Annotated in this window: 18 protein-coding genes; 9 read left to right on the top strand and 9 right to left on the bottom strand. The window is 41.0% G+C overall.

Annotated features, from left to right (window positions below):
- Positions 1–29 precede the first annotated feature (29 nt).
- Together DPG01_RS00885 and trhA are read right to left on the bottom strand one after the other, a co-directional pair.
- Positions 30–1,346 carry an MFS transporter gene (locus tag DPG01_RS00885; RefSeq protein ID WP_110973896.1) on the bottom strand — a complete coding sequence of 439 codons (1,317 nt, stop codon included), beginning with the start codon at positions 1,344–1,346 and terminating at the stop codon, positions 30–32.
- Positions 1,347–1,491: 145 nt separating this feature from the next.
- On the bottom strand, positions 1,492–2,133 hold the full coding sequence (gene trhA / locus DPG01_RS00880) for a PAQR family membrane homeostasis protein TrhA (RefSeq protein WP_110973895.1): 642 nt from the start codon (positions 2,131–2,133) through the stop codon (positions 1,492–1,494).
- Between the two features lie 109 nt (positions 2,134–2,242).
- Between trhA and DPG01_RS00875 the strand changes: the two genes are divergently transcribed.
- Both DPG01_RS00875 and DPG01_RS00870 read left to right on the top strand, forming a co-directional pair.
- A complete protein-coding gene (locus DPG01_RS00875) occupies positions 2,243–3,457 on the top strand; it encodes a class I SAM-dependent methyltransferase (protein WP_110973894.1) in 1,215 nt (404 codons plus the stop codon).
- Positions 3,458–3,515: 58 nt separating this feature from the next.
- Positions 3,516–3,950 carry a GNAT family N-acetyltransferase gene (locus DPG01_RS00870; protein WP_110973917.1) on the top strand — a complete coding sequence of 145 codons (435 nt, stop codon included), beginning with the start codon at positions 3,516–3,518 and terminating at the stop codon, positions 3,948–3,950.
- A 30-nt stretch (positions 3,951–3,980) separates the two neighbouring features.
- Here the strand turns inward: DPG01_RS00870 and DPG01_RS00865 are convergent, their stop codons facing one another.
- The 4 genes from DPG01_RS00865 to DPG01_RS00850 all read right to left on the bottom strand — a co-directional run bounded on the left by DPG01_RS00865 (position 3,981) and on the right by DPG01_RS00850 (position 9,070).
- Positions 3,981–4,322: a hypothetical protein gene (locus DPG01_RS00865; protein ID WP_086208844.1), complete on the bottom strand. Its 342-nt coding sequence runs from the start codon at positions 4,320–4,322 to the stop codon at positions 3,981–3,983.
- A gap of 187 nt (positions 4,323–4,509) precedes the next feature.
- Complete coding sequence (locus DPG01_RS00860) at positions 4,510–6,654, bottom strand: 3-hydroxyacyl-CoA dehydrogenase NAD-binding domain-containing protein (RefSeq protein WP_110973893.1); 2,145 nt, start codon at positions 6,652–6,654, stop codon at positions 4,510–4,512.
- A gap of 11 nt (positions 6,655–6,665) precedes the next feature.
- Positions 6,666–7,871, bottom strand: a complete 1,206-nt coding sequence (locus tag DPG01_RS00855; protein WP_110973892.1) for an acetyl-CoA C-acetyltransferase — start codon at positions 7,869–7,871, stop codon at positions 6,666–6,668.
- A gap of 188 nt (positions 7,872–8,059) precedes the next feature.
- The gene (locus tag DPG01_RS00850) at positions 8,060–9,070 is read right to left on the bottom strand and encodes an AraC family transcriptional regulator (protein ID WP_086208841.1); all 1,011 of its coding nucleotides are present in this window, start codon (positions 9,068–9,070) and stop codon (positions 8,060–8,062) included.
- A gap of 211 nt (positions 9,071–9,281) precedes the next feature.
- Here DPG01_RS00850 and DPG01_RS00845 point away from each other — a divergent pair, with 211 nt between their 5' ends.
- The 7 genes from DPG01_RS00845 to DPG01_RS00815 all read left to right on the top strand — a co-directional run bounded on the left by DPG01_RS00845 (position 9,282) and on the right by DPG01_RS00815 (position 18,824).
- A complete protein-coding gene (locus tag DPG01_RS00845; protein WP_086208840.1) occupies positions 9,282–10,400 on the top strand; it encodes a CaiB/BaiF CoA transferase family protein in 1,119 nt (372 codons plus the stop codon).
- 121 nt (positions 10,401–10,521) lie between these two features.
- On the top strand, positions 10,522–11,799 hold the full coding sequence (locus tag DPG01_RS00840; protein WP_110973891.1) for a carbohydrate porin: 1,278 nt from the start codon (positions 10,522–10,524) through the stop codon (positions 11,797–11,799).
- Positions 11,800–11,982: 183 nt separating this feature from the next.
- The gene (locus DPG01_RS00835) at positions 11,983–14,385 is read left to right on the top strand and encodes a glucose/quinate/shikimate family membrane-bound PQQ-dependent dehydrogenase (RefSeq protein ID WP_110973890.1); all 2,403 of its coding nucleotides are present in this window, start codon (positions 11,983–11,985) and stop codon (positions 14,383–14,385) included.
- 380 nt (positions 14,386–14,765) lie between these two features.
- A complete protein-coding gene (locus tag DPG01_RS00830; RefSeq protein WP_110973889.1) occupies positions 14,766–16,409 on the top strand; it encodes a nitrite/sulfite reductase in 1,644 nt (547 codons plus the stop codon).
- A complete protein-coding gene (locus DPG01_RS00825; RefSeq protein ID WP_086208836.1) occupies positions 16,402–16,887 on the top strand; it encodes a DUF934 domain-containing protein in 486 nt (161 codons plus the stop codon). The genes DPG01_RS00830 and DPG01_RS00825 overlap by 8 nt, the downstream gene beginning before the upstream one ends.
- Before the next feature lie 104 nt (positions 16,888–16,991).
- Positions 16,992–17,345: a DMT family transporter gene (locus DPG01_RS00820; RefSeq protein WP_087528269.1), complete on the top strand. Its 354-nt coding sequence runs from the start codon at positions 16,992–16,994 to the stop codon at positions 17,343–17,345.
- Positions 17,346–17,354: 9 nt separating this feature from the next.
- Positions 17,355–18,824, top strand: a complete 1,470-nt coding sequence (locus DPG01_RS00815; protein ID WP_228156948.1) for a hypothetical protein — start codon at positions 17,355–17,357, stop codon at positions 18,822–18,824.
- Between the two features lie 55 nt (positions 18,825–18,879).
- On the opposite strand, the gene DPG01_RS00810 is transcribed toward DPG01_RS00815, so the two are convergent.
- The 3 genes from DPG01_RS00810 to DPG01_RS00800 all read right to left on the bottom strand — a co-directional run bounded on the left by DPG01_RS00810 (position 18,880) and on the right by DPG01_RS00800 (position 21,314).
- Complete coding sequence (locus DPG01_RS00810) at positions 18,880–19,329, bottom strand: VOC family protein (protein WP_110973888.1); 450 nt, start codon at positions 19,327–19,329, stop codon at positions 18,880–18,882.
- A gap of 183 nt (positions 19,330–19,512) precedes the next feature.
- Positions 19,513–20,688: a thiolase family protein gene (locus DPG01_RS00805; RefSeq protein ID WP_110973887.1), complete on the bottom strand. Its 1,176-nt coding sequence runs from the start codon at positions 20,686–20,688 to the stop codon at positions 19,513–19,515.
- Positions 20,689–20,789: 101 nt separating this feature from the next.
- Positions 20,790–21,314, bottom strand: coding sequence for a GspH/FimT family pseudopilin (locus DPG01_RS00800; protein ID WP_086208832.1), 525 nt, complete (start codon positions 21,312–21,314; stop codon positions 20,790–20,792).
- Between the last annotated feature and the right edge of the window lie 172 nt (positions 21,315–21,486).

Genomic DNA, 21,486 nt, shown 5'->3' with positions numbered 1-21,486 from the left:
TGTGCTGGTTTCAAATATCAAACTTAGGGTCAAATTTGATTGTTTACATCATCATTCTTGGTCTCACGGATCATTAAGAATGCACATAAAGACAGAAGGGATGCAGCTGTGAGGTAGTAACCTACAGCATGTAGGCCATAAGTGGTTGCAAGTTTTGTTGCAATTAATGGCGCAAATGAAGCACCAAAGATGCCAGCAAGGTTAAAGGTCAGTGCTGAACCTGTATAGCGAACCGATATTGGAAAAATTTCAGAGAGCACGGTACCAATTGGCCCATAGGTTAAACCCATGATAGATAAACCAATACATAGGAATAAGAATACAACAAAGGTATTGCCTGATTCCAACATGCTGGAAAACACTAAACCAAACAATGCCGCAGCAATACATACAGCAATAGACGTTGTTTTACGACCAAACTTTTCTGCAAATACTGCAGATAAAGGGATGAACGCAGCAAAGCAGAGTGTTGCGACCAATTGAAGTTGTAAAAACTGTTCACGAGTGTAACCCAGTTGTTTGGTGCCCCACTGTAAAGCAAAGACCGTCGTGAGGTAGAACACAACAAAGGTACAGATGGCAGCAATAGTGCCTAAAATCAGCATACCCCAGTGTTTGGTGATTACTTCTTTAAATGGAATATTAACTTCTTTTTGCTTGTCTAAAACTTTCTGGAACGCAGGAGTTTCATGGAGTTGTAAACGAATCCACAGTCCTACAATCACCAGTAACGCACTTGATATAAATGGAATACGCCAACCCCATGTCATGAATGTTTCTTCAGACATGAAATGACCGAGTGTCAAGAACGAACCCGTTGCCAAGATAAAGCCAATCGGTGCACCTAACTGTGGAAACATACCATACCAAGCACGTTTACCTTCAGGTGCATTTTCTGTGGCAAGCAAGACCGCACCTGACCATTCACCACCTAAGCCGAGGCCTTGACCTAAACGACAGAGTGCAAGCAGTAATGGTGCAACAATTCCAATTTGTGCATAGGTTGGTAGCAAGCCAATACATACGGTTGAAAGCCCCATGGTTAGCAATGCGGCAACTAAGGTGGCTTTTCGACCAATACGATCACCTAAATGTCCAAACAGTGCAGCACCAATCGGGCGTGCAATAAAGGCAATCGCAAAGGTTGCTAATGACTGAATTGTAGCGGTCATCGGATCGGTACTTGCTGGAAAGAACAAATATGGAAAAATGATGACTGCAGCAGTCGCATAAATATAAAAATCGAAGAATTCGATTGTGGTACCTACGAGACTGGCTGTAAGTACGCGAAATTTTGAGTTTACAGGCTGCTGTTGTTCTGCAACAGCAGTATTTAATGACGCCATGGTAGACCTTACACTTACTAAAAATAATGAGACTTAGTTTTAAAAGCGTAATCTTTTTAAAAAAGGCGTAATTTCTTAAAAAAATACGAAAACCCTGCGGACAAACTACGGGATTAGGGTTGCTAAAAAATGTAGTAGGTGCGGGTTATATCACGTAAAGATAGATAGACAAGAAATGTGATCCTGCACCGATCAATACAAAAATATGCCAGATAGCGTGAGTGTATCTTACCTTTTTTAGCGCATAAAACAATGCACCGATGGTGTAGGAAAGTCCACCAATGATTAAAAAAGTGAGTGCTTGTTTAGATAAAAAGCGTTGCATATCATCCATAACCAACACAGCCATCCATCCCATAAGTAGATAGGCAATCAGTGAGATTTTTTCAAAGCGATGGATGAAAACTAACTTGAATAGTGTGCCAATGAGTGCAATCACCCAAAGTGCAATGAGCAGGTAATGTGCTTTTTGTGTGGGTAGTGCGATAGACAAAAATGGGGTATAGGTGCCCGCAATTAGATAATAAATGGCGGTGTGATCTAATTTTTTATACCAGCCTCGACGCTCAGGTGATTCGGCAAAATGATATAAGCTTGATGCGGCGAACAATAAAAATAGGCTCAAAGCATAGACCCACAGCCCGATCCATTGCGCTGTTTCTAAGTAAGACCCTTTGATAATCAATAATATTCCTACTATGAGTGCAAGAGCTGCACCAATAGCATGGCTAATGAAATTGATTCGTTCTTCGACAGGATCGTAGTTTGCAACTGGATGAGCGTTCATAGGTAATCGTGCTTGTTTTTATAAAATATACAACTGTATCGTAATTCAAATTTGCATTTAGCGTAAGACGCTTTAAAATTTAATCGCAATTCTTTTTCTGGTTTCTATTATGACCACTTCGGTGTCTTCCTCTATACAAGAGCAGCAATTCCTGCAAGCCTTTCAGCAAGCGCTTGAATCTCAATGTTTTGATCGGATGATTTTGAGCCAGTATCAGGGGGAAATGCAACAATTAGAAAAAATGACATTTCGGGTAGTGACTGTGCAAGGTCAGTCAGTATTGAGTTGTTTATATCGTTATAAAACTCAAGATGTCACTAAAAACTATTCCTTAGATCTGGCACTTGAAACGGTGACTGAACTTTTGGCACAGTGTAAACAAGCCAATTTGATGACGACTGAACAAGAGTTTCAACTGAAAAAGAACAAGAAGAAAGCCATGCTGACCCAAAGTAAAAATAAAACGCAGGCTAAAGTAGCAGAGCAGCAAGGACATGATCGAATCAAGCAGCGTTTTGTCGATCAAGACAGTTATTTCTTACAGCCGCTTGGCATTACCGATGCAAAAGCGCACATCATTCCCAGTATGGCGCGTAAGTGGAAACAGATTAATAAATTTGTTGAAATTTTCTCAGGAGCTTTAAGTCATATTCAACTGCCTGAACAACTACGTGTGGTCGATTTTGGCTCTGGAAAAGGCTACTTAACTTTTGCTTTGTATGATTATTTGCTAAAGCAAGATCTGAATCCTTTTGTGACTGGGGTTGAGCTCAACAGCAAGATGGTGGAATTCTGTCAGGAGGTTGCACACAAGTCGGATTTTCAGCAACTTGATTTTTTTCAGGGCGATGTTCGAACTTACCAACCTGAACGTCTCGATGTGATGATTGCGCTGCATGCATGCGATGTCGCGACTGACTTTGCGATTCATACGGGCATTCGTTTAAATGCCGAAATGATCATGTGCGCGCCGTGTTGTCATAAAGAATTACGTCCACAGTTGAAAGCTCCGCTTGTATTACAACCGATGTTGCAATTTGGCATTCATGCAGGTCAGCAAGCTGAAATGCTGACCGATACTATTCGTGCCTTATTACTCAAAGCCTATGGCTATGAAACCAAAGTGTTTGAGTTTGTAGCACTTGAGCATACCAGTAAGAATAAAATGATTTTGGCAACCAAGCGTAGGGATTATCAAGCTCCCGATGTTGCTGTCTTGGCACAAATTCAAGCCTTGAAAGAGATGTATGGCATTCAAAAGCATTCACTGGAACTGTTGTTGAATGATCAATGGGATCAGCAAGGTGTAGGGTGTAAGTGTTGATCGGAACATCACTGTTACTGCAATGATCAATACAGAGATGATTTATAGGGAAATGAAAATGCTAAGCCTAAACATCGTGCACGGAACATGGGATGAGTTGCAACAGGCTGCGAAAATGATTCGTGAGCAGGTCTTTATTCAAGAGCAAAACATTGCTGCTGAAGATGAATGGGATGAGCAAGATGAAATCGCCGTTCACTTTGTCGTCTATGAACAAGATCAAGCCATCGCCACGGCAAGGCTATTACAGAATCATAGTATTGGTCGTGTTGCTGTTTTAAAGTCGCATCGAGGTTTGGGTATAGGTCAGGTTTTGATGCAGGCTGTGATCGCATACGCCCAACAGCAACAGCGTCCATTTTTAGTGTTGTCTTCTCAAGTACATGCACAAGCGTTTTATCAGGCTTTGGGTTTTGTACAAGAGGGTGAGGTGTATTTAGACTGTGGTATTCCACATATTGATATGCGTTTATCGTCTATGAAAAAGCCCTGATGAATCAGGGCTTTTTCTTTTTAATGTAGATTAGTGACTATGTTCAGAAGACATCTGCGCATGTTCATCGGCACTCATACTATGTTCTTCAGCCGTTGCATGTTCGGTTATATTTTCAGAAGCAGCTTGATTGCTTGTTTCACGCGCTACTTTATCTGCCTGCGCTTTTGCCATTGACTCTTCAGACATAGCTGGTGCATTTTTAAAAGCATGTTGTTGAGTGTTCTGTTTAGCTTGCTGACTTGGCATATAGTCAGGTTCATTGGTTACTGCAAGGTAGAAGAAACCTAAGAAAAATCCGCTTAAAATGAAAGCAATGATCAGTGCTTTCCAACCCCATGGTGATTTTTCAGGAGAAGTATTGTCAGTCATGTGCAACAGCCCAATTGAATAATAATAAATCTAAAACGATGTAACTTTATAACACAAAAAATGAGTTCCGGCGCGAAAATAATGCACTAAGATAGGTCAAAATTAAAAGATGAATCAGTATTTTAATTGGTTTCTCCAAGAGAATAAAAAAAGGGATCTATGGATCCCTGATTTTTAAGTCAGCATTTTAATGGATTTGCCCAGATGGCAATGATTGAATGAGTAATTGCGGTGCTTTAAAACGCTCACCGTATTTCGCTTCAAGCTGATTGGCACGTTGCAACGCTTTGTCTAAACCATATTGATTTAAAAACTGAATTGCTCCCCCTGTCCACGGCGCAAAGCCAATCCCAAAGATCGAACCGATATTGGCATCAATTACAGACTCAAGGACATTTTCTTCATAACAAAGTAACGTATCTAGCGATTGTACAAACAAGAAGCGGTCTATCATTTCTTGTTCAGAAATATCAATCTCTTTTTTCCAATGGCTCAAGCCCTCCCAAAGCTGTTTCTTACCACTTTCAGGATAATCATAAAAACCTGCGCCAGCAGCTTTCCCTTTACGACCGAATTGATGAATCATGGTTTGAATCACATCATCTGCACCTGAGCGTGGTAAATCTTTACCCTCGGCCTGCAATGCCTTACGCGTTTCATTGGCAACATGTTCAGAAAGGGTTAATGCAACTTCATCTTGAATGGCCAATGGACCTACGGGCATGCCTGCTTTAAGTGCCGCCATTTCAATACGTGCTGGGTGTACACCTTCATGCAGTAAACGTAAACCTTCCTGAACAAAAGTACCAAATACGCGACTGGTGAAGAAACCACGGCTGTCATTCACAACGATCGGGGTTTTACCAATTTGCTGTACATAGTCATACGCTTTTGCCAAAGTTTCAGCAGAAGTGTTTTTGCCTTTAATGATTTCAACCAATTGCATTTTATCAACTGGGCTAAAGAAATGTAGGCCAATAAAATTTGCCTGATCTTTCGAAGCTTTTGCCAAACCTGTAATCGGTAATGTCGAGGTATTTGAAGCCATCACACCACCATCCACAAGGAAAGTCTCAGCTTCTTGAGTGACTTTGGCTTTGAGTTCTTGATTTTCAAATACAGCTTCAATCATTAAATCACAGCCTTTTAAATCTTCCGCAAATGCCGTTGCAGTAATCAAACTTAAAACCTGATCACGCTTTTCAGCCGTCATACGTCCTTGTGATACTTTTTTATCTAGCAGTTTTTGGCTATAGGCTTTCCCTTTTTCTGCATTTTCAATAGAGGTATCTTTCAATACCACAGCAACACCTTTAATTGCTGTTGAATAAGCGATCCCTGCGCCCATCATCCCTGCACCAAGCACACCCACTTTGGTCGCTTGCCATTTTGCAACATCTTTAGGACGACTCGCACCTGCTTTAATTGCATTTAATCCATGCCAAAAAGTGCCGATCATATTTTTTGAAATTTGACCTGTCGCAAGATAAGTAAAATAACGAGATTCAATGGTCAGAGCTGTATCCACATCCACCTGTGCACCTTCAACCGCAGCCGCCATGATGGCTTCAGGCGCTGGATAACATCCTTTGGTTTTATCACGTAACATTGCTGGAGCAATCGCAAGAATTTGAGCGACAGCAGGTGTTTTAGGATCACCACCCGGAATTTTATAACCTTTCACATCAAACGGCTGTTGTGATGCTTTTGTGGATGGGGGATGTGCTTTTACCCAAGCAATAGCTTTGTCCATCAACTCTTCAGGTGTTTCCGCCGTGTCTTGGATTAAACCTAATGATTTCGCTTTATCCACACCAAATTGCTTACCTTCCATCAAGAATGGAAAAGCATTTTGTAAACCTAAAAGGCGAACCATACGCACAACACCACCACCACCCGGCAGTAGGCCTAAAGTCACTTCTGGCAAACCAAACTTCGTTTTAGGATCATTCAATGCGATACGTGCATGACAGCCTAAAGCAATTTCCCAACCGCCCCCCAAAGCCGTACCATTCAATGCTGCTACAACAGGTACACCTAAAGTTTCAATATAACGAAACTCGGCTTTCATTTTCTGAACCATTTCAAAAAAAGGCGTAGCATCTTCAAGTCGTGCTTGAATCAATTCATCTAAATCACCGCCTGCAAAGAAAGTCTTCTTCGCTGAACGGAAAATAATTCCTGTAATCGATGTTTCAGATTTCAATTTAGAAACAATGTTTTCTAAAGCGACACGGAAATCTGCATTCATAGTATTTGCTGATTGATTCGGAGAATCTAAAGTCAGAATAATAATGCCATCGTCATTTTTTAAATATTGAATTGCGCTCATTATTATTCTCCTTATACCAACTCAATAATGGTCGCAATACCCATGCCACCACCTACACATAATGTTGCCAAGCCACGCTTTTTACCTTGACGCTCTAATTCATCCAGTAACGTTCCGAGAATCATCGCACCCGTCGCACCCAATGGATGCCCCATCGCAATTGCGCCACCATTTACATTGACTTTATCGCTTGGCACTTTTAATTCCGTCATAAAACGCATCACCACAGATGCAAAAGCTTCATTGACTTCAAATAGATCAATATCGTCAATCGTTAAGCCTGCTTTTGCCAATGCTTTACGAGCAGCAGGTGCAGGCCCAGTCAGCATAATGGTTGGATCTGAACCGACTAATGCTGTCGCCAAGACTTTGGCACGTGGTTTTAAACCTTGTTCTTTGACCGCTTTCTCAGAAGCAAGCAATACAAGTGCTGCACCATCGACAATACCCGATGAGTTTCCTGCGTGATGCACATGGTTAATTTTTTGCGCTTCTGGATATTGTTGTAATGCAATCGCATCGAACCCCATTGCCCCCATCATTTCAAAACTTGGATTGAGCTTTGCTAAACCTTCTGCTGTTGTGGTTGGTTTAATAAATTCATCTTGGTCTAAAATGGTCACGCCTGCTTTATCTTTGATGGCAACGACTGATTGATTAAAATAACCCGCAGCTTGCGCCGCCGCCGCTTTACGTTGAGAATTTGCTGCAAAATGATCAACATCTGAACGCGTATAACCATCCAGTGTTGCAATTAAATCAGCACCAATCCCTTGCGGAACAAAGTGTGATTTTAAATTGGTTTCAGGGTCTAATGCCCACGGTCCACCATCGGAACCCATTGGGATACGTGACATCGACTCTACGCCTCCAGCAACAACCACATCTTCCCAACCTGAACGTACTTTTTGCGCTGCCATATTGACTGCTTCTAAGCCTGATGCACAAAAGCGATTGATTTGCACACCAGCAACATCATTGTCCCAACCTGCTGCAATTGCTGCAGTTTTCGCAATATCACCACCTTGATCAGCTATTGGTGTGACACAACCTAAGACAATATCATCTACTTTAGAGGTATCTAAATGATGGCGATCTTTGAGTTCATTCAACAATGTGGTCAGTAGTGTAATCGGTTTTACTTCGTACAATGAACCATCTTTCTTTCCTTTTCCGCGTGGTGTGCGAATGGCGTCAATGATATAAGCCTCGCTCATAGCTGTTCCTTTTATCACTTTTAAGTTGTTATGTCCTTGAGTGTACAAATTAATCGCCGTGATGCAATGACTAGAACGGGTCAGGCTAGATGAAGATTTTTGCCAATAGCCTGAGTTTAGGGCATAAAAAAACCCAAGATCGAAATCTTGGGTTTAGCAATGTGCCGAACCGTCGTCAAACTAAAAAATTAGTGATAACCGTGTAGTTGGCGATATAAACCAGGTGTGACGCCTGTCCATTTTTTAAAGGCACGGTGGAAGGTGCTGGTTTCACTAAAGCCCACTTGTTGTGCCACATCTTCCAACGTCAAACCCGGATTTAACAGCAGGTGAATCGCGGCATCACGACGTAATGCATCTTTCACGCCTTGGTAACTTTTACCTTCAGCCGCTAAGCGACGACGCAACGTTTGAGGAGATAAATACAACATGGAAGCCACATCGTTCAGCGTTGGCATTTCCTCACCAATTTGACTTTTCAACACATCACGAATACGTGAAGTGAGGGAGTTGGTGTTTTTAAATTTCACTAACAACTGTGCAGGAGCGGCTTTTAAGAACTCTTCTAACGTTTCTTCATTCTGACGAATTGGTAAGTCCAAATAATCTGCGGCAAAAGTGATTTCTGTACGCGGCATATCGAACTGCATCACAGGTGCGAAGAATAAGGCATCATATTCATCTGCATGTGCAGGACGTTCATAGCCAAAATGTACACGTTCAAGTGGTAAACGACGTTCAATCAACCAAGAAGCAAGACCATGCCAAATCATCAACATACTTTCAGTGATAAAGTGATCTGGGTCCATTGATTTTGGAATCTGGGGAACGAGACGCGCTTCGTGCTTGTCGCGCTCTAATGTCACAGACCATTCATCACCAAAGAGCTTATAAAACTGTGAAGACAGTTCTAAAGCATCCCCTAAGGTCTTGGCATGAATAATCAACTGGCACATGATGGCAAATGTACCTAGACGACGTGGTTGTTTGTCAAAACCAACATGTTCGTCTTGGGTGACCATCCATAACATTTTAACGAAGCGAGTATATTGTTCTGGAGAAATACGGGCTTTAGGCTGACGCAGCAGTTCTGCCTCAATGCCAACGTGAGAAAGTAATGTTTCGACATCCATGCCGAGACGTTTTACGCCAGTTAAAGCCGCATTGACGAAATGGATACTAATGGTATCACGGCTCATATTTAATCCTTCAGTCTCTTTTATATTCACTTGCGTTTGACCTAAATGACGCTAAAAAAATAAGTTTAGGCAATTTACACTAAAGTTTTTTGCCTTTTTACATGTTAAATTGCCGAAATGATCAAGGTAAATGGCTGAACATGACATTGTTTTGTTGCTTTTATATTTCTAAAATAGCTAAAAAATCAACATAAAAAGAGTAAAAAGTAGCATGGATATGGCATTGAAAGGATTGAAAGTTCTCGATTTTTCTACACTTTTACCGGGACCGTTTGCAACAATGTATTTGGCAGACTTAGGTGCAGAAGTGATCCACATCGAGTCTCCAACTCGACCTGATCTGATCCGTTTAATGCCACCTTATGCCAATGGACAGGCCACAGCACACAGTTATCTCAACCGAAATAAGCATTCTGTAGCACTGGATTTAAAAGATCCTGCCAATATTGAACTGATCAAGTCGAAAATTTCAGACTATGACATTGTGATTGAGCAATTCCGCCCGGGGGTAATGCAAAGACTGGGACTTGACTATCAAACTTTATCTGAAATTAATCCGCGCTTGATCTATTGTTCCATTACGGGTTATGGGCAAACAGGTTTATATCAAAATAAAGCAGGGCACGATATCAACTATGTGGCTTTGTCTGGGATCGCAGGACATAGCGGCCGACAGCACAGTGGTCCTCCTCCTTTGGGAATTCAAATTGCGGATATTGCAGGCGGGTCATTACATAGCGTGATAGGAATACTCGCAGCTGTGATCGAAAGGCAGCGTAGTGGCATAGGGCAGTATATTGATATCTCTATGACTGACTGTGTGGTGGGGCTCAGTAGCATGGCTGCAGCGGCGAGCTTAGCAGGACAGGAAAAGCAAGGGCCGGAGCAAAGCTATCTCAATGGTGCGACTTTTTATGACTATTATGAAACGCAAGATGGCCGCTATTTGTCGATTGGGAGTTTAGAGCCACAATTTTTACACGGACTGGCAGAAATTTTAGAGTTGCCGATTGTGGCTGAAAAAGGCGCCTCACTGGCAACTGACGACCGTCAGGTGGTGAAACAAGCGATAAAAGCCAAGATTAAAACCCAAGATTTTGCTGTATGGAACGCAATTTTTCAGTCACGGGATGTCTGTGTTGAGCCTGTATTGAAGCTGGATGAAGCACTCGATTCGCAACTGGCAAGAGACCGAAAATGGATTGTTGCTGTGCCTTTAGAAGAGGGGAGTACAAAAAGCGAACAACAATTAGCTTGTCCAATCAAGTTTTCACGTTCAAAAATAAGGTATGAATTTATAGGGAAATCTTTGGGTTTTGACTCTTTGTAAATATCATATAGCGATAATTTAACCAGTTTTAAAACAATAATCTAACTAAAACAATGGGTCTTTATACAAATAGCAAGTATCATATCAATTGGTTGTAAAATTGTAAGAAAGGTCACCAATTATGAATAAATGTAATAGAAGTTGGTGTTTAACGGTGAGTTTATTAACACTCAGCTGTTGCCTGCAAACTGTATATGCTGCAAATGCATTCGAGGTACAAAGCCCTTGGATGCTCGGTGATTGGAATGGTCAACGCACCGCATTGCAAGAAAAAGGCTACGATTTTAGCTTTGGTTATACGGGTGAGATGGCAACTTTACTCGATGCTTCACGTTCTTCAAATCATGGTACTGAATATGCAGACCAGTTTGCATTTGGTACGCACTTCGATTTAGACAAAATTTCGGGTTGGCAGGATACTGAGGCTCAAATCACCATTACTGAGCGTAATGGACGTTCACTTTCTCAAACTTCCGATGCTTTAGATGGACATTTAAGTTCTACTCAAGAAGTGTGGGGACGTGGACAAACGTGGCGTTTAACGGATTTGTGGATTAAGAAAAAGTTCATGGATCAAAAGTTGGACATCAAAGTCGGTCGTTTTGGTGAAGGTGAAGACTTCAACAGTTTCGATTGTGATTTCCAGAATCTTGCACTGTGTGGCTCTCAAGTTGGTAACTGGGTCGGTGACCAATGGTACAACTGGCCTGTCAGTCAGTGGGCTGCGCGGGTTAAATACAATATCCGTCCTGAGCTATATGCACAAGTTGGGGTATATGAATATAACCCTGAAAACTTAGAGCGTGGCAAAGGCTGGAACTTAAGTACTGATGGTTCGCATGGCGCGATTCTTCCTGCTGAAGTAGTGTGGTCTCCTCAGTTAGGAACTGAAAAATTACCCGGTGAATATCGTGCGGGTTATTACTACAGTTCGGCAGACGCCACAAATATTCAAAACCCGCAGCAAACTTCACATAAACAAGGGGGCTGGGTGGTTGCCAAGCAACAACTCACAGCACATCACGATGATGCTACACGTGGTTTAACAGGCTTTGTAAATCTCACGCTACATGACTCAGACACCAATACGGTTCGCGACATGCAGAACATAGGTTTGGTCTATAAAGGCGCTTTTGATGCACGTCCACAAGATGAAATTGCGATTGGCTTGGGGCGTATTAGCATCAATGATGACGTGAATGAGGCGAATATTGCCAATAACAGCGTTGATGCCCGTGGCTTACAAAGTGAAGAATATGATGCCGAGATTTACTACGGTATTCATGCAGCCAACTGGTTAACCATTCGTCCCAATATCCAATATATTCGCCATGTGGGCGCATATAAAAATGGTGAAAATGCATGGGTCGGCGGAATTAAATTCCAGACTGCATTTTAGTTTCTAGATCTATAAGTATTTGTCCAACAAGGTTGATAAATACGTTTATGGTTATTCAAAGCATAAAACTGTTTGAAATAAGTCGTTTGGACAGATACTTAAAATCTAAAAACTGTCTAGGTGCTTATATCAATGTTGAAATGATATGAGCTTTTAACAGAATCTAAGAAAAAGGTGGTCAATATGAGTACTCCGTCTTCAGGTTCAGGACTTAAAACTTTTACAGCTGTGATTGCTGTGATCTTTGGTTTAGTCCTGCTGATAGGAGGGATTTATCTTGCAGTGCTTGGTGGGTCTTGGTACTACATCATTGCAGGTTTACTCTTCATCGCGACTGCAGTTCTACTGCAAAAATTAAAAAGTACGGCATTAATCGTTTATGCCTTGTTGGTCTTGGGTACAGTGGTATGGGGCCTATGGGAAGTGGGTTCTGACTTCTTTGCCTTGGCGCCACGTCTAGATATCCTTGGTTTATTTGGATTATGGTTACTCATTCCAGCGGTCACACGTGGCTTTGATAACGCTAAAGGTGCAAAAATTGCTTTAACAGGTTCATTGGCAATTACCATTGCAGTGATGATCTATGCTGTATTTAATGATCCTCAAGAAATTCGAGGTGAACTGAGCAGCAAGCAACCTGCAACCGCACAGTCCATTCCGGGTGTTGCGGATGGCGACTGGCCTGCTTATGGCCGTACTCAGTCTGGTTTGCGTTATTCTCCTTTAACGCAAATTAATTCTGAGAATGTTAAAGATTTAAAAGTGGCTTGGACCTATAACACAGGTGACTTTAAAACAGAAAATGACTCTGGTGAAACCACCAATCAGGTCACCCCAATTAAAGTTGGGGACAATATGTATATCTGTACCACGCACCAAAAACTGGTTGCCCTCGACCCAGCTACAGGTAAGGCGAAATGGACTTTTGATCCGAAGTTGAAATCGGACAATACTTTCCAACATTTAACCTGTCGTGGCGTGTCTTATTATGATGCGAACAATACAGTTGGTTTTGAAGCCAGCTTGCAACATAAAAAGTCATCGTCTGAGTTGTGCCCACGTAAAGTGATCTTGCCAGTGAATGATGGTCGCTTGGTTGCCATCAATGCTGATACTGGTGAGCGTTGTACGGACTTTGGTAAAAATGGTGAAGTCGACTTACAAAAGGATATGCCATTCCCTTATCCGGGCGGTTATATCCCAACTTCACCACCTGTGGTCACAGGCACGACGATTATTATTGCGGGTTCAACCACAGATAACTATTCAACTGAAGAACCTTCAGGTGTGATTCGTGGTTATGATGTGAATACGGGTGCATTGTTGTGGGTGTTTGATACAGGTGCCGAAGATCCGAACGCGATTCCAGCTCCGGGTCAAAAGTATGTTCAAAACTCACCGAATGCATGGGCACCATTAGCCTATGATGCAACCTTGGATATCGTTTACATTCCAACGGGTGTGGGTACGCCAGATATTTGGGGGGGTAACCGTACCGAATTACATGAGCGTTATGCCAACTCAATGCTGGCACTGAATGCCTCAACAGGTAAGTTGGTGTGGAATTTCCAAACCACGCATCATGATTTGTGGGATATGGATGTACCATCACAGCCGACATTGACGGACATTAAAGACAAGTCAGGCAAAATGGTTCCTGCCATTTACGTGTTAACGAAAACAGGTAATGCCTTTGTTCTAGACCGTCGTACTGGTGCAGCCATTGTTCCAATTACGGAAAAACCTGTACCACAAACAGTGAAACGTGGGCCACAAACCAAAGGTGAGCGTTATTCTGCGACACAACCTTTCTCTGATTTTGATCTTGCGCCAAAAGAGAAATTGACGGATAAGCAAATGTGGGGCGCAACCATGTTTGACCAGTTGATGTGCCGTGTGTCTTTCCACAAACTGAACTATGACGGTATTTATACCCCACCTTCAGAAAACGGAACTTTGGTTTTCCCGGGCAACTTGGGTGTATTCGAATGGGGTGGTATGTCTGTTAACCCTGACCGCCAAATCGCGGTGATGAACCCAATCGGTTTGCCGTTTGTGTCTAAGCTTATTCCAGCCGATCCAAACCGTCCGAAAACAGCCAAAGGTGCAGGCACCGAAGCAGGTGTACAACCGATGTATGGTGTGCCTTATGGTGTAGAGATCAGTGCGTTCTTGTCTCCATTTGGCTTGCCATGTAAACAGCCTGCTTGGGGCTTTGTGGCGGGTGTGGATTTAAATACTCATGAAGTTGCATGGAAACGTCGTATTGGTACAATCCGCGACAGCTTACCGGGGATTCAATTACCACCATTTAAAATGGGTGTGCCTATGCTTGGCGGTTCAATCTCAACTGCGGGTAATGTGATGTTTGTTGGTGGTACGCAGGATAATTATATCCGTGCCATCAACGTGACTAATGGTGATGAACTTTGGAAAGGTCGTCTACCAGCGGGCGGTCAAGCTACACCAATGACTTATGAAGCGAATGGCAAACAGTATGTGGTCATTATGGCAGGTGGTCATGGTTCATTTGGCACCAAGATGGGAGATGCTTTGGTGGCGTATGCCTTACCAGATGCAAAATAATCCTCTGTAGTCATTTAAACTTTCAAATAGCCTGATTCGTCAGGCTATTTTTATGTGCAGTCGGTTTAAAATGGCAAAGCGACGAGGAGGAAAGAATAAAAATATTGAGGTTTGTCCAGAAAGCTGGGTTTAAAATTTACGCAGTAGCAATGGAAGGGCTAGCGTGTATATGATAGGCTGAACGAGGTTAGCTGAATAATGTATAAGTATCTAATAAAAAATACTTTAATCAGAAAAAACCTTTAGGATTAGGGACAAACAGCACATCTACTTATCCTTATCAATAAAACAGCTATGAAATATGTAAAAAACGCATTTTGTTGATAGTTTAAATCTCGTTATGCTGTCAGCCGTTATAATGAAACTACTAGCTGTACGCCATGTATTTATATACTGATTTCGATCAGCAACTGATCAATGAACGTGTTGCACAGTTCCGTGACCAAACGGAACGTTATTTAGCTGGAAAACTCACTGAAGATGAGTACCGCCCATTACGTCTTCAAAACGGTCTCTATGTACAACGCTATGCGCCAATGTTACGTATTGCTGTGCCTTATGGCTTAATGAACTCAACGCAATTGCGCAAAGTTGCAGAACTTGCAACTGAGTTTGACCGTGGTTATGCACACGTTTCAACCCGTCAGAATATTCAGTTTAACTGGCCTGCGCTAGAAAATGTTCCAGACATGCTTCAAGAGCTTGCTTCGGTACAAATGCATGCGATCCAAACTTCGGGTAACTGTATTCGTAACACGACTACAGACCAATATGCGGGTGTGGTTGCTGGTGAAGTAGCTGACCCACGTCCTACCTGTGAATTGATCCGTCAATGGTCAACCTTCCACCCAGAATTTGCTTTCTTGCCACGTAAGTTCAAGATTGCTGTATCAGCACTTGAAGAAACCGATCGTGCAGCGACCTCATTCCATGATATTGGGGTGTATATCGTTAAAAATGAAGCGGGTGAGATCGGCTATAAAATTAAAGTCGGTGGTGGCTTAGGTCGTACCCCTGTAATTGGTAGTTTCATTCGTGATTTCTTGCCACGTGAAGACCTGATTGCTTATTTAGAAGCCGTACTACGTGTTTATAACTTACACGGTCGCCGTGATAACAAATACAAAGCACGTATTAAAATTTTAGTGAAAGCGTTAACTCCTCAAGTCTTTGCTGAAAAAGTCGAAGCTGAGTTTGCGCATACCATTAAAACTTTAAAGATTCAGCCTGAAATTTTGCAGAAATTAGACGAAGAATTTATACCGTTTGATTATCAAGATTATGCAGATGAAGATTTTTCTGAACAGTTTGCTACGCATCCAAAATTCAAACAGTGGTTCAATATCAATACCAATGCTCACAAAGTGAAGGGCTACCGTATTGTAACGATTTCGTTGAAGCGTACAGGTATTGCACCGGGTGACGTGACCACGGAAGAAATGAATTTGATTGCAGATCTTGCAGACAAATACACCTTTGGTGAATTGCGGACCACGCATGAGCAAAATATTTCTTTGGTCGATGTGCCTCAGAAAGATTTGTTTGAGCTTTGGACTATTCTTGAGAAAAACAATCTAGCACGTGCGCACATTGGTTTCTTAACAGATATTATCTGCTGCCCAGGCGGTGACTTCTGTTCATTGGCAAATGCAAAATCAATTCCTATTTCTGAAGCGATTTCACGCCGTTTTGATGACTTAGATACCATTTATAACCTCGGCAAACTGGATCTGAATATTTCAGGTTGTATGAATGCATGTGGTCATCACCATGTAGGTAACATTGGTATTTTAGGTGTAGACAAAAAAGGCGCTGAGTTCTACCAAATCACTTTGGGTGGTAATGCAGACCATGATGCTTCAATTGGTGACATTTTAGGCCCATCATTTGCAGCTGACGTGGTACCAGACATCGTTGAAGAAATTTTAAATACCTATCTTGACCTTCGAAATGAGGGTGAAGAATTCATTGAAACTTATCGCCGTGTGGGCATCCAACCCTTTAAGGAGCGTGCATATGCTTAATACAGCACTACAAGTCCTCTCTAAAGATGGCACGATTGCCGACAATACTTACCAAGTGATTGGTGAAGATGGTGTTTTACCACAAGGTGATGTGGTTTTAACGGTTGAGCAGTTAGATCAATTGGCTCAAGTTTCGGGTAAAAAAGCATTACTGGTGACAGTCGATGCTTCACCTGAAACGCATGAGTTCCCTTTAGATCAGCTAGATGCCATATTTATTGATTTTGCTGGTTTTAACGATGGTCGTGGCTATTCATTTGCAGCGCTATTACGCCGTCAAGGTTTCCAAGGCGAACTACGCGCAACAGGTGATGTGTTTAAAGATGTCTTGAACTACATGAAACGTTCAGGCTTTGATACCTTTGTTGTTAAAGAAGGCAAAGACATTCTTGAAGCAGCAGCGGGTTTAAATGATTTTAGAAATCCGTATCAAGCATCAACAGCCGTTGCTCAAGCCAGTTATCAAACAGGCGCTTAAATTTTTAGGCAAGCATTGAAAAGCTGGACTTTAGTCCAGCTTTTTTGTATTTATACGCAGCATTTTTGATGAACAAATTGAAGAAAAAAGCAGGAAAATTTGACATGATGGCACTCTTTGCAAAGATTAATCCTGGTGTTATTTGGCTACTCATCGCTATTGCTACAGATGTACTTTCGACTTTTTACTCTGCAAAAGGCAATGGCTTGGTCAATAAATTGGATCAAGGCATTGCGCTAGTGCTGTACATGATTTCTTTTGCATGCGCTGCCTATGCTTTAAAATTTATGCAAGCAGGCATTTTATATGTGCTGTGGTCTGGTATTGGTGTTATCGCCACTGCACTACTGGCCAAGACATTTTTAGGACAAAACATAGATCTAGCAGGATGGCTTGGTATCGGTTTTATTACTGTGGGGCTCACTATTATTGCGCAATTTTCCAATATTGATGTTTGATAATCGACAGTGAATGACAGCTATTTCATAATTTGTTATAAAAATAAAATTCTTTCATTAAAAAATAAAATGTTAAACTTTTTAAAAAAGCTCTTTGGTTTGTCTGAGCAACATATAAATGCATCTAATGTATTTGAAAAGCAGTCCGTTGAATGTTTAGAAGAACAATCTTCTTATGTAATTATGCCAAAAATAAAAAATGAAAATCTTGAAGAAAGTTCTTTAGATGAATTGCTTTGGCAGCTTAGAAGTTATGATGGGTATATACGTCAGAGTACATTAGAACAACTGCAAGACTGTTATGAGACTGCACTTTTTCCAGCTTTATTATTTCGGTTAAGTGACTATGTTCCAATTAACCAAAAGTTGGCAGCTATACACTTGCAACGGTGGAGTGAAAGGCCTGAATTTAGTCGGCTCTGTGTTGATTATTTTTTAGATATTGCGGCGATACAAAAGCGAATACGCGTTGTTACTGAAGTTGAAGAATTATTATTGAAAGAGGTTGCTAATAATAAAAGTTATTTGCAAGACACCTTGATTTCATTACAAGGAGAACTTCCTCGTATTTTGTTGGTTTATATCAAAAAATACCAATGGGTTGAACAGGATTGCTTGATTGAATTATGCAAAGTTGCGAAAGACCAAATAGTCCGTAAGTTTTGGCTTGATTTTATTATTCAAACTCAATCAAATCATGAACTTATGATTGAACTCCAAACTTCAAAATTTCGAGATGTGCAGTATCGTTTATTTGATGTCTTGTATCATAGAGGTGTTTTAACAACGGATGATTTAATTAAGCTTTGGCACAGTCATTATTTATCTATAATGGATTATGCATATTTTGCTTTAAGGCAATGTCAATTTGATTTTAAAGAATATTTTACTCAATATTCTATTGATAGTTTAAACCGACAACAGCTGAAAATTAGAGCTTTTCAATGGATTCTATGGAAAGGTGATTTACCTCATTTTTTTCATATTATTGAAAAAATGGAATCTCAAAAAGTTGCAAATGCATTGGTCTTATTTGCATTGAAACAAAAAAATATCAAACTAAATCAATATTTAGAATATTTTCATTCTACTCAACAAATAGTGTCACCATCTCAATTTATTAAAGCAAAAGGATATTGTGATACCCAGCCTACTTTAGATGAATTAAAACAGTATTTATGCTTAGTCGAAGGAAGTTTGTCATTTCAGCAAAAATTAGACTTAACGCAAGGTTATAGTTTATGGGATCAGCTTTATTGGTTTGTTACGCAGCAAAAATTTATAGAAACTGAGAAAGATCAGCAGAGCTTTTACTATCGTTTACGGTGTCGTCTACAATTTCTTAGTTATGAAACCTATCCACCGAGATGGACTGTACTTCAGAAAAATGAAGTGAAACAACATTTACCAACTTTTATGAAACAATACCCTGAGATTTTTGAAGATATTGGAGTTCGTAAAATATTAGAAAACATATAAATAGAGAAATAATAATGCAATATCAATTTGAGATTGCATTATTACAAATATGCAATTATCCATCTAGTTGGCAATTCACCATCCATTTAATTCCAAACTGATCAGTAAATGCGCCATAGAGTGCACCCCAAAAGGTTTTCTCTAGAGGCATCTCTATTTTTCCATTGATTGAAAGTGCATCAAATAAACGTTTTGCATCGGCTTGCTCATGGGCTTCCAAATTGATCGAAATATAATGGTTATTACCTACTGTAAATACAGTATTGCTTTGAGCACAAAACTGATCATTCGTGTCGGATGCCATAAGCACTGTTGTTTCGTTAATCGGTAATGAAACATGCATGATTTTTTGTTGCTCAGCTTCGGAAAGGGTGACTGAACTTTCATCTGAAGGTAAATCTCCATAACGCATGAAGGTTGCAAACTCTCCACCAAAAACAGATTTGTAAAAATTAAAAGCGGCTTCGGTTTGACCGTCAAAGTTGAGGTAGTGATTCAGTTGCATTGTCTTATCCTTGTTGTTTTTTTCGTCGTTATTTTAACAAGTCGTTGAGATCGACCATAATACAATCTTGTAATAGAAAATCCCCCGAAGTCGAAGGATTCTCATAAATGTCGCTTTTATATCAGCTAATCATTCAATCTTTTATTGTATAAAATATGTCAATAAAAGAAGGTTGCTTACATCTTAAAGTAATTCAATCGCGATAGCAGTCGCTTCACCGCCACCGATGCATAGTGCTGCAATCCCTTTTTGACCACCTGTGCGTTTAAGTGCATGAATTAAAGTGAGGATAATACGTGAGCCTGTTGAACCGACAGGATGACCCAGTGCGCAAGCTCCACCATTGATGTTCACTTTTGCAGGATCAAGCTTGAAGTCATCTATTGGACACATGGTCACCATTGCAAAAGCTTCATTGATTTCCCAAAGGTCGACCTCTTGTGCATCCCACCCCGTTTTTTTCAGTACTTTTTCAATCGCACCGACGGGTGCAATGGTGAACTCTGATGGATGTTGTGAATTCGAAGCATAAGCCACAATTTTAGCTAATGGGGCTAAACCTTTGTTCGATGCATTTTCTGCTGAAGTTAAAACCAATGCTGATGCACCATCCGAGATTGAACTTGCATTTGCCGCAGTGATGGTGCCGTCTTTAGCAAAAGCAGGGCGAAGGCTTGGAATTTTTGCAATGTTGGCATTGAACGGTTGTTCATCTTTATCAATGACAACATCCCCTTTACGGGTTGCTACAGTCACAGGCACAATTTCATCGGCAAAGTAACCTTCGTTGACCGCTGTTTGTGCGCGCTCTAAAGAGCGAATCGCGAAGGCATCCATTTGCTCACGCGTATAGCCACGAGTATTGGCCATATCTTGAGCAAAAGAACCCATCAAACGGCCTGTTTCAGCATCTTCTAAACCATCAAGGAACATGTGGTCTTTGACATCGCCATGTCCCATACGGTAGCCCGCACGCGCTTTGGTTAAAATATAAGGTGCATTTGTCATCGACTCCATGCCACCTGCAACAACAATATTTGCAGAACCAGCTTTGATCATGTCCGCCGCTTGCATAACTGCTTTCATACCAGAACCACAGAGCTTATTAATGGTTACGGCACCTGTTGAATCAGGTAAACCAGCTTGGCGCATAGCTTGGCGTGCTGGACCTTGCTTTAAACCGGCAGGTAGAACACAGCCCATAATGACTTCTTCTACATCGTTTGCTTGTAAGCCTGCTCGAGCAATCGCTTCTTTGATGGTCACAGCACCGAGTTCAGGCGCAGTTACGCTTGCTAAACTGCCTTGAAAACCACCCATTGCGGTACGTGCACCATTTACAATCACGATGTCTGTCATTTTCTTCTCCGAAATCACTTATCTGTTTTGTTGGAAACTTAAGCAGTATATGCAAATTTTTTAGAGTGAAAAGCTGAAAACGTGATTATGGACTCATGGGTCTAGTTACAGGTATTGAGTGGTTCGGCTCGGAGCTGTCCCATTTTGCTCATGACTAGTTTAAAATGATCTGAGCTTTGCAAAGAGCAATAATAAAAAGTTCCATTTGAGCCGAGAGGGAGACCATTTTCAGCTTTAAAGCTTAAGGATGGAAGGTTGAGTGTGCCTCGCCAATCAAGATTGCCATATTTGAGCTGTTGCTGTTCTGTCCGAATAATGGTTTCAGTGGGATCTACTCGTCGGTTTTTATTATTATCGATAAATACAATAAAGCCTGTGTTCCATTGATGATTCTGGCATTGAACGAGGTCTTGACTTGGACAAATGGTGATATTTTGATGTTGTAAGTTGGCTATATTCTTGGCAGCCTGAATACTATTTCTTAATATATTCAGCGTCTTGCTTCGCTCTTGAGAGGCCATGTGTTGATGAAAATATGGCAGGGCGAGTGTGCAAATGATGGCAAGAATAGTGATGGTAATCACAAGTTCAAACAAAGTTATCCCTTTTTTATTGATATAAAACATGTATTTATCCGTATTTTTTATTTTAAGATTATTTTTTATTTATTAAAGCTTTGTTTATCAAACAAATTTTATACATAATTAGTAGTACTCAACTTGTTCAAAAAGCTGTTAAAATGTATGACAAGTGAAAATAAGCGATTCGCAACTAAAAATTGAGTAAAAAATTACCGAA

The sequence above is a fragment of the Acinetobacter sp. WCHAc060042 genome (assembly GCF_003231195.1).
Taxonomy (GTDB): domain Bacteria; phylum Pseudomonadota; class Gammaproteobacteria; order Pseudomonadales; family Moraxellaceae; genus Acinetobacter.
This window is presented reverse-complemented; position numbering and strand designations above follow the sequence as displayed.

Bases quoted from the DNA above. Each gene is read 5' to 3' on its own strand.
- DPG01_RS00885 (WP_110973896.1), bottom strand. From the start codon at position 1,346: ATGGCGTCATTAAATACTGCTGTTGCAGAACAACAGCAGCCTGTAAAC.
- trhA (WP_110973895.1), bottom strand. From the start codon at position 2,133: ATGAACGCTCATCCAGTTGCAAACTACGATCCTGTCGAAGAACGAATC.
- DPG01_RS00875 (WP_110973894.1), top strand. From the start codon at position 2,243: ATGACCACTTCGGTGTCTTCCTCTATACAAGAGCAGCAATTCCTGCAA.
- DPG01_RS00870 (WP_110973917.1), top strand. From the start codon at position 3,516: ATGCTAAGCCTAAACATCGTGCACGGAACATGGGATGAGTTGCAACAG.
- DPG01_RS00865 (WP_086208844.1), bottom strand. From the start codon at position 4,322: ATGACTGACAATACTTCTCCTGAAAAATCACCATGGGGTTGGAAAGCA.
- DPG01_RS00860 (WP_110973893.1), bottom strand. From the start codon at position 6,654: ATGAGCGCAATTCAATATTTAAAAAATGACGATGGCATTATTATTCTG.
- DPG01_RS00855 (WP_110973892.1), bottom strand. From the start codon at position 7,871: ATGAGCGAGGCTTATATCATTGACGCCATTCGCACACCACGCGGAAAA.
- DPG01_RS00850 (WP_086208841.1), bottom strand. From the start codon at position 9,070: ATGAGCCGTGATACCATTAGTATCCATTTCGTCAATGCGGCTTTAACT.
- DPG01_RS00845 (WP_086208840.1), top strand. From the start codon at position 9,282: ATGGATATGGCATTGAAAGGATTGAAAGTTCTCGATTTTTCTACACTT.
- DPG01_RS00840 (WP_110973891.1), top strand. From the start codon at position 10,522: ATGAATAAATGTAATAGAAGTTGGTGTTTAACGGTGAGTTTATTAACA.
- DPG01_RS00835 (WP_110973890.1), top strand. From the start codon at position 11,983: ATGAGTACTCCGTCTTCAGGTTCAGGACTTAAAACTTTTACAGCTGTG.
- DPG01_RS00830 (WP_110973889.1), top strand. From the start codon at position 14,766: ATGTATTTATATACTGATTTCGATCAGCAACTGATCAATGAACGTGTT.
- DPG01_RS00825 (WP_086208836.1), top strand. From the start codon at position 16,402: ATGCTTAATACAGCACTACAAGTCCTCTCTAAAGATGGCACGATTGCC.
- DPG01_RS00820 (WP_087528269.1), top strand. From the start codon at position 16,992: ATGATGGCACTCTTTGCAAAGATTAATCCTGGTGTTATTTGGCTACTC.
- DPG01_RS00810 (WP_110973888.1), bottom strand. From the start codon at position 19,329: ATGCAACTGAATCACTACCTCAACTTTGACGGTCAAACCGAAGCCGCT.
- DPG01_RS00805 (WP_110973887.1), bottom strand. From the start codon at position 20,688: ATGACAGACATCGTGATTGTAAATGGTGCACGTACCGCAATGGGTGGT.
- DPG01_RS00800 (WP_086208832.1), bottom strand. From the start codon at position 21,314: ATGTTTTATATCAATAAAAAAGGGATAACTTTGTTTGAACTTGTGATT.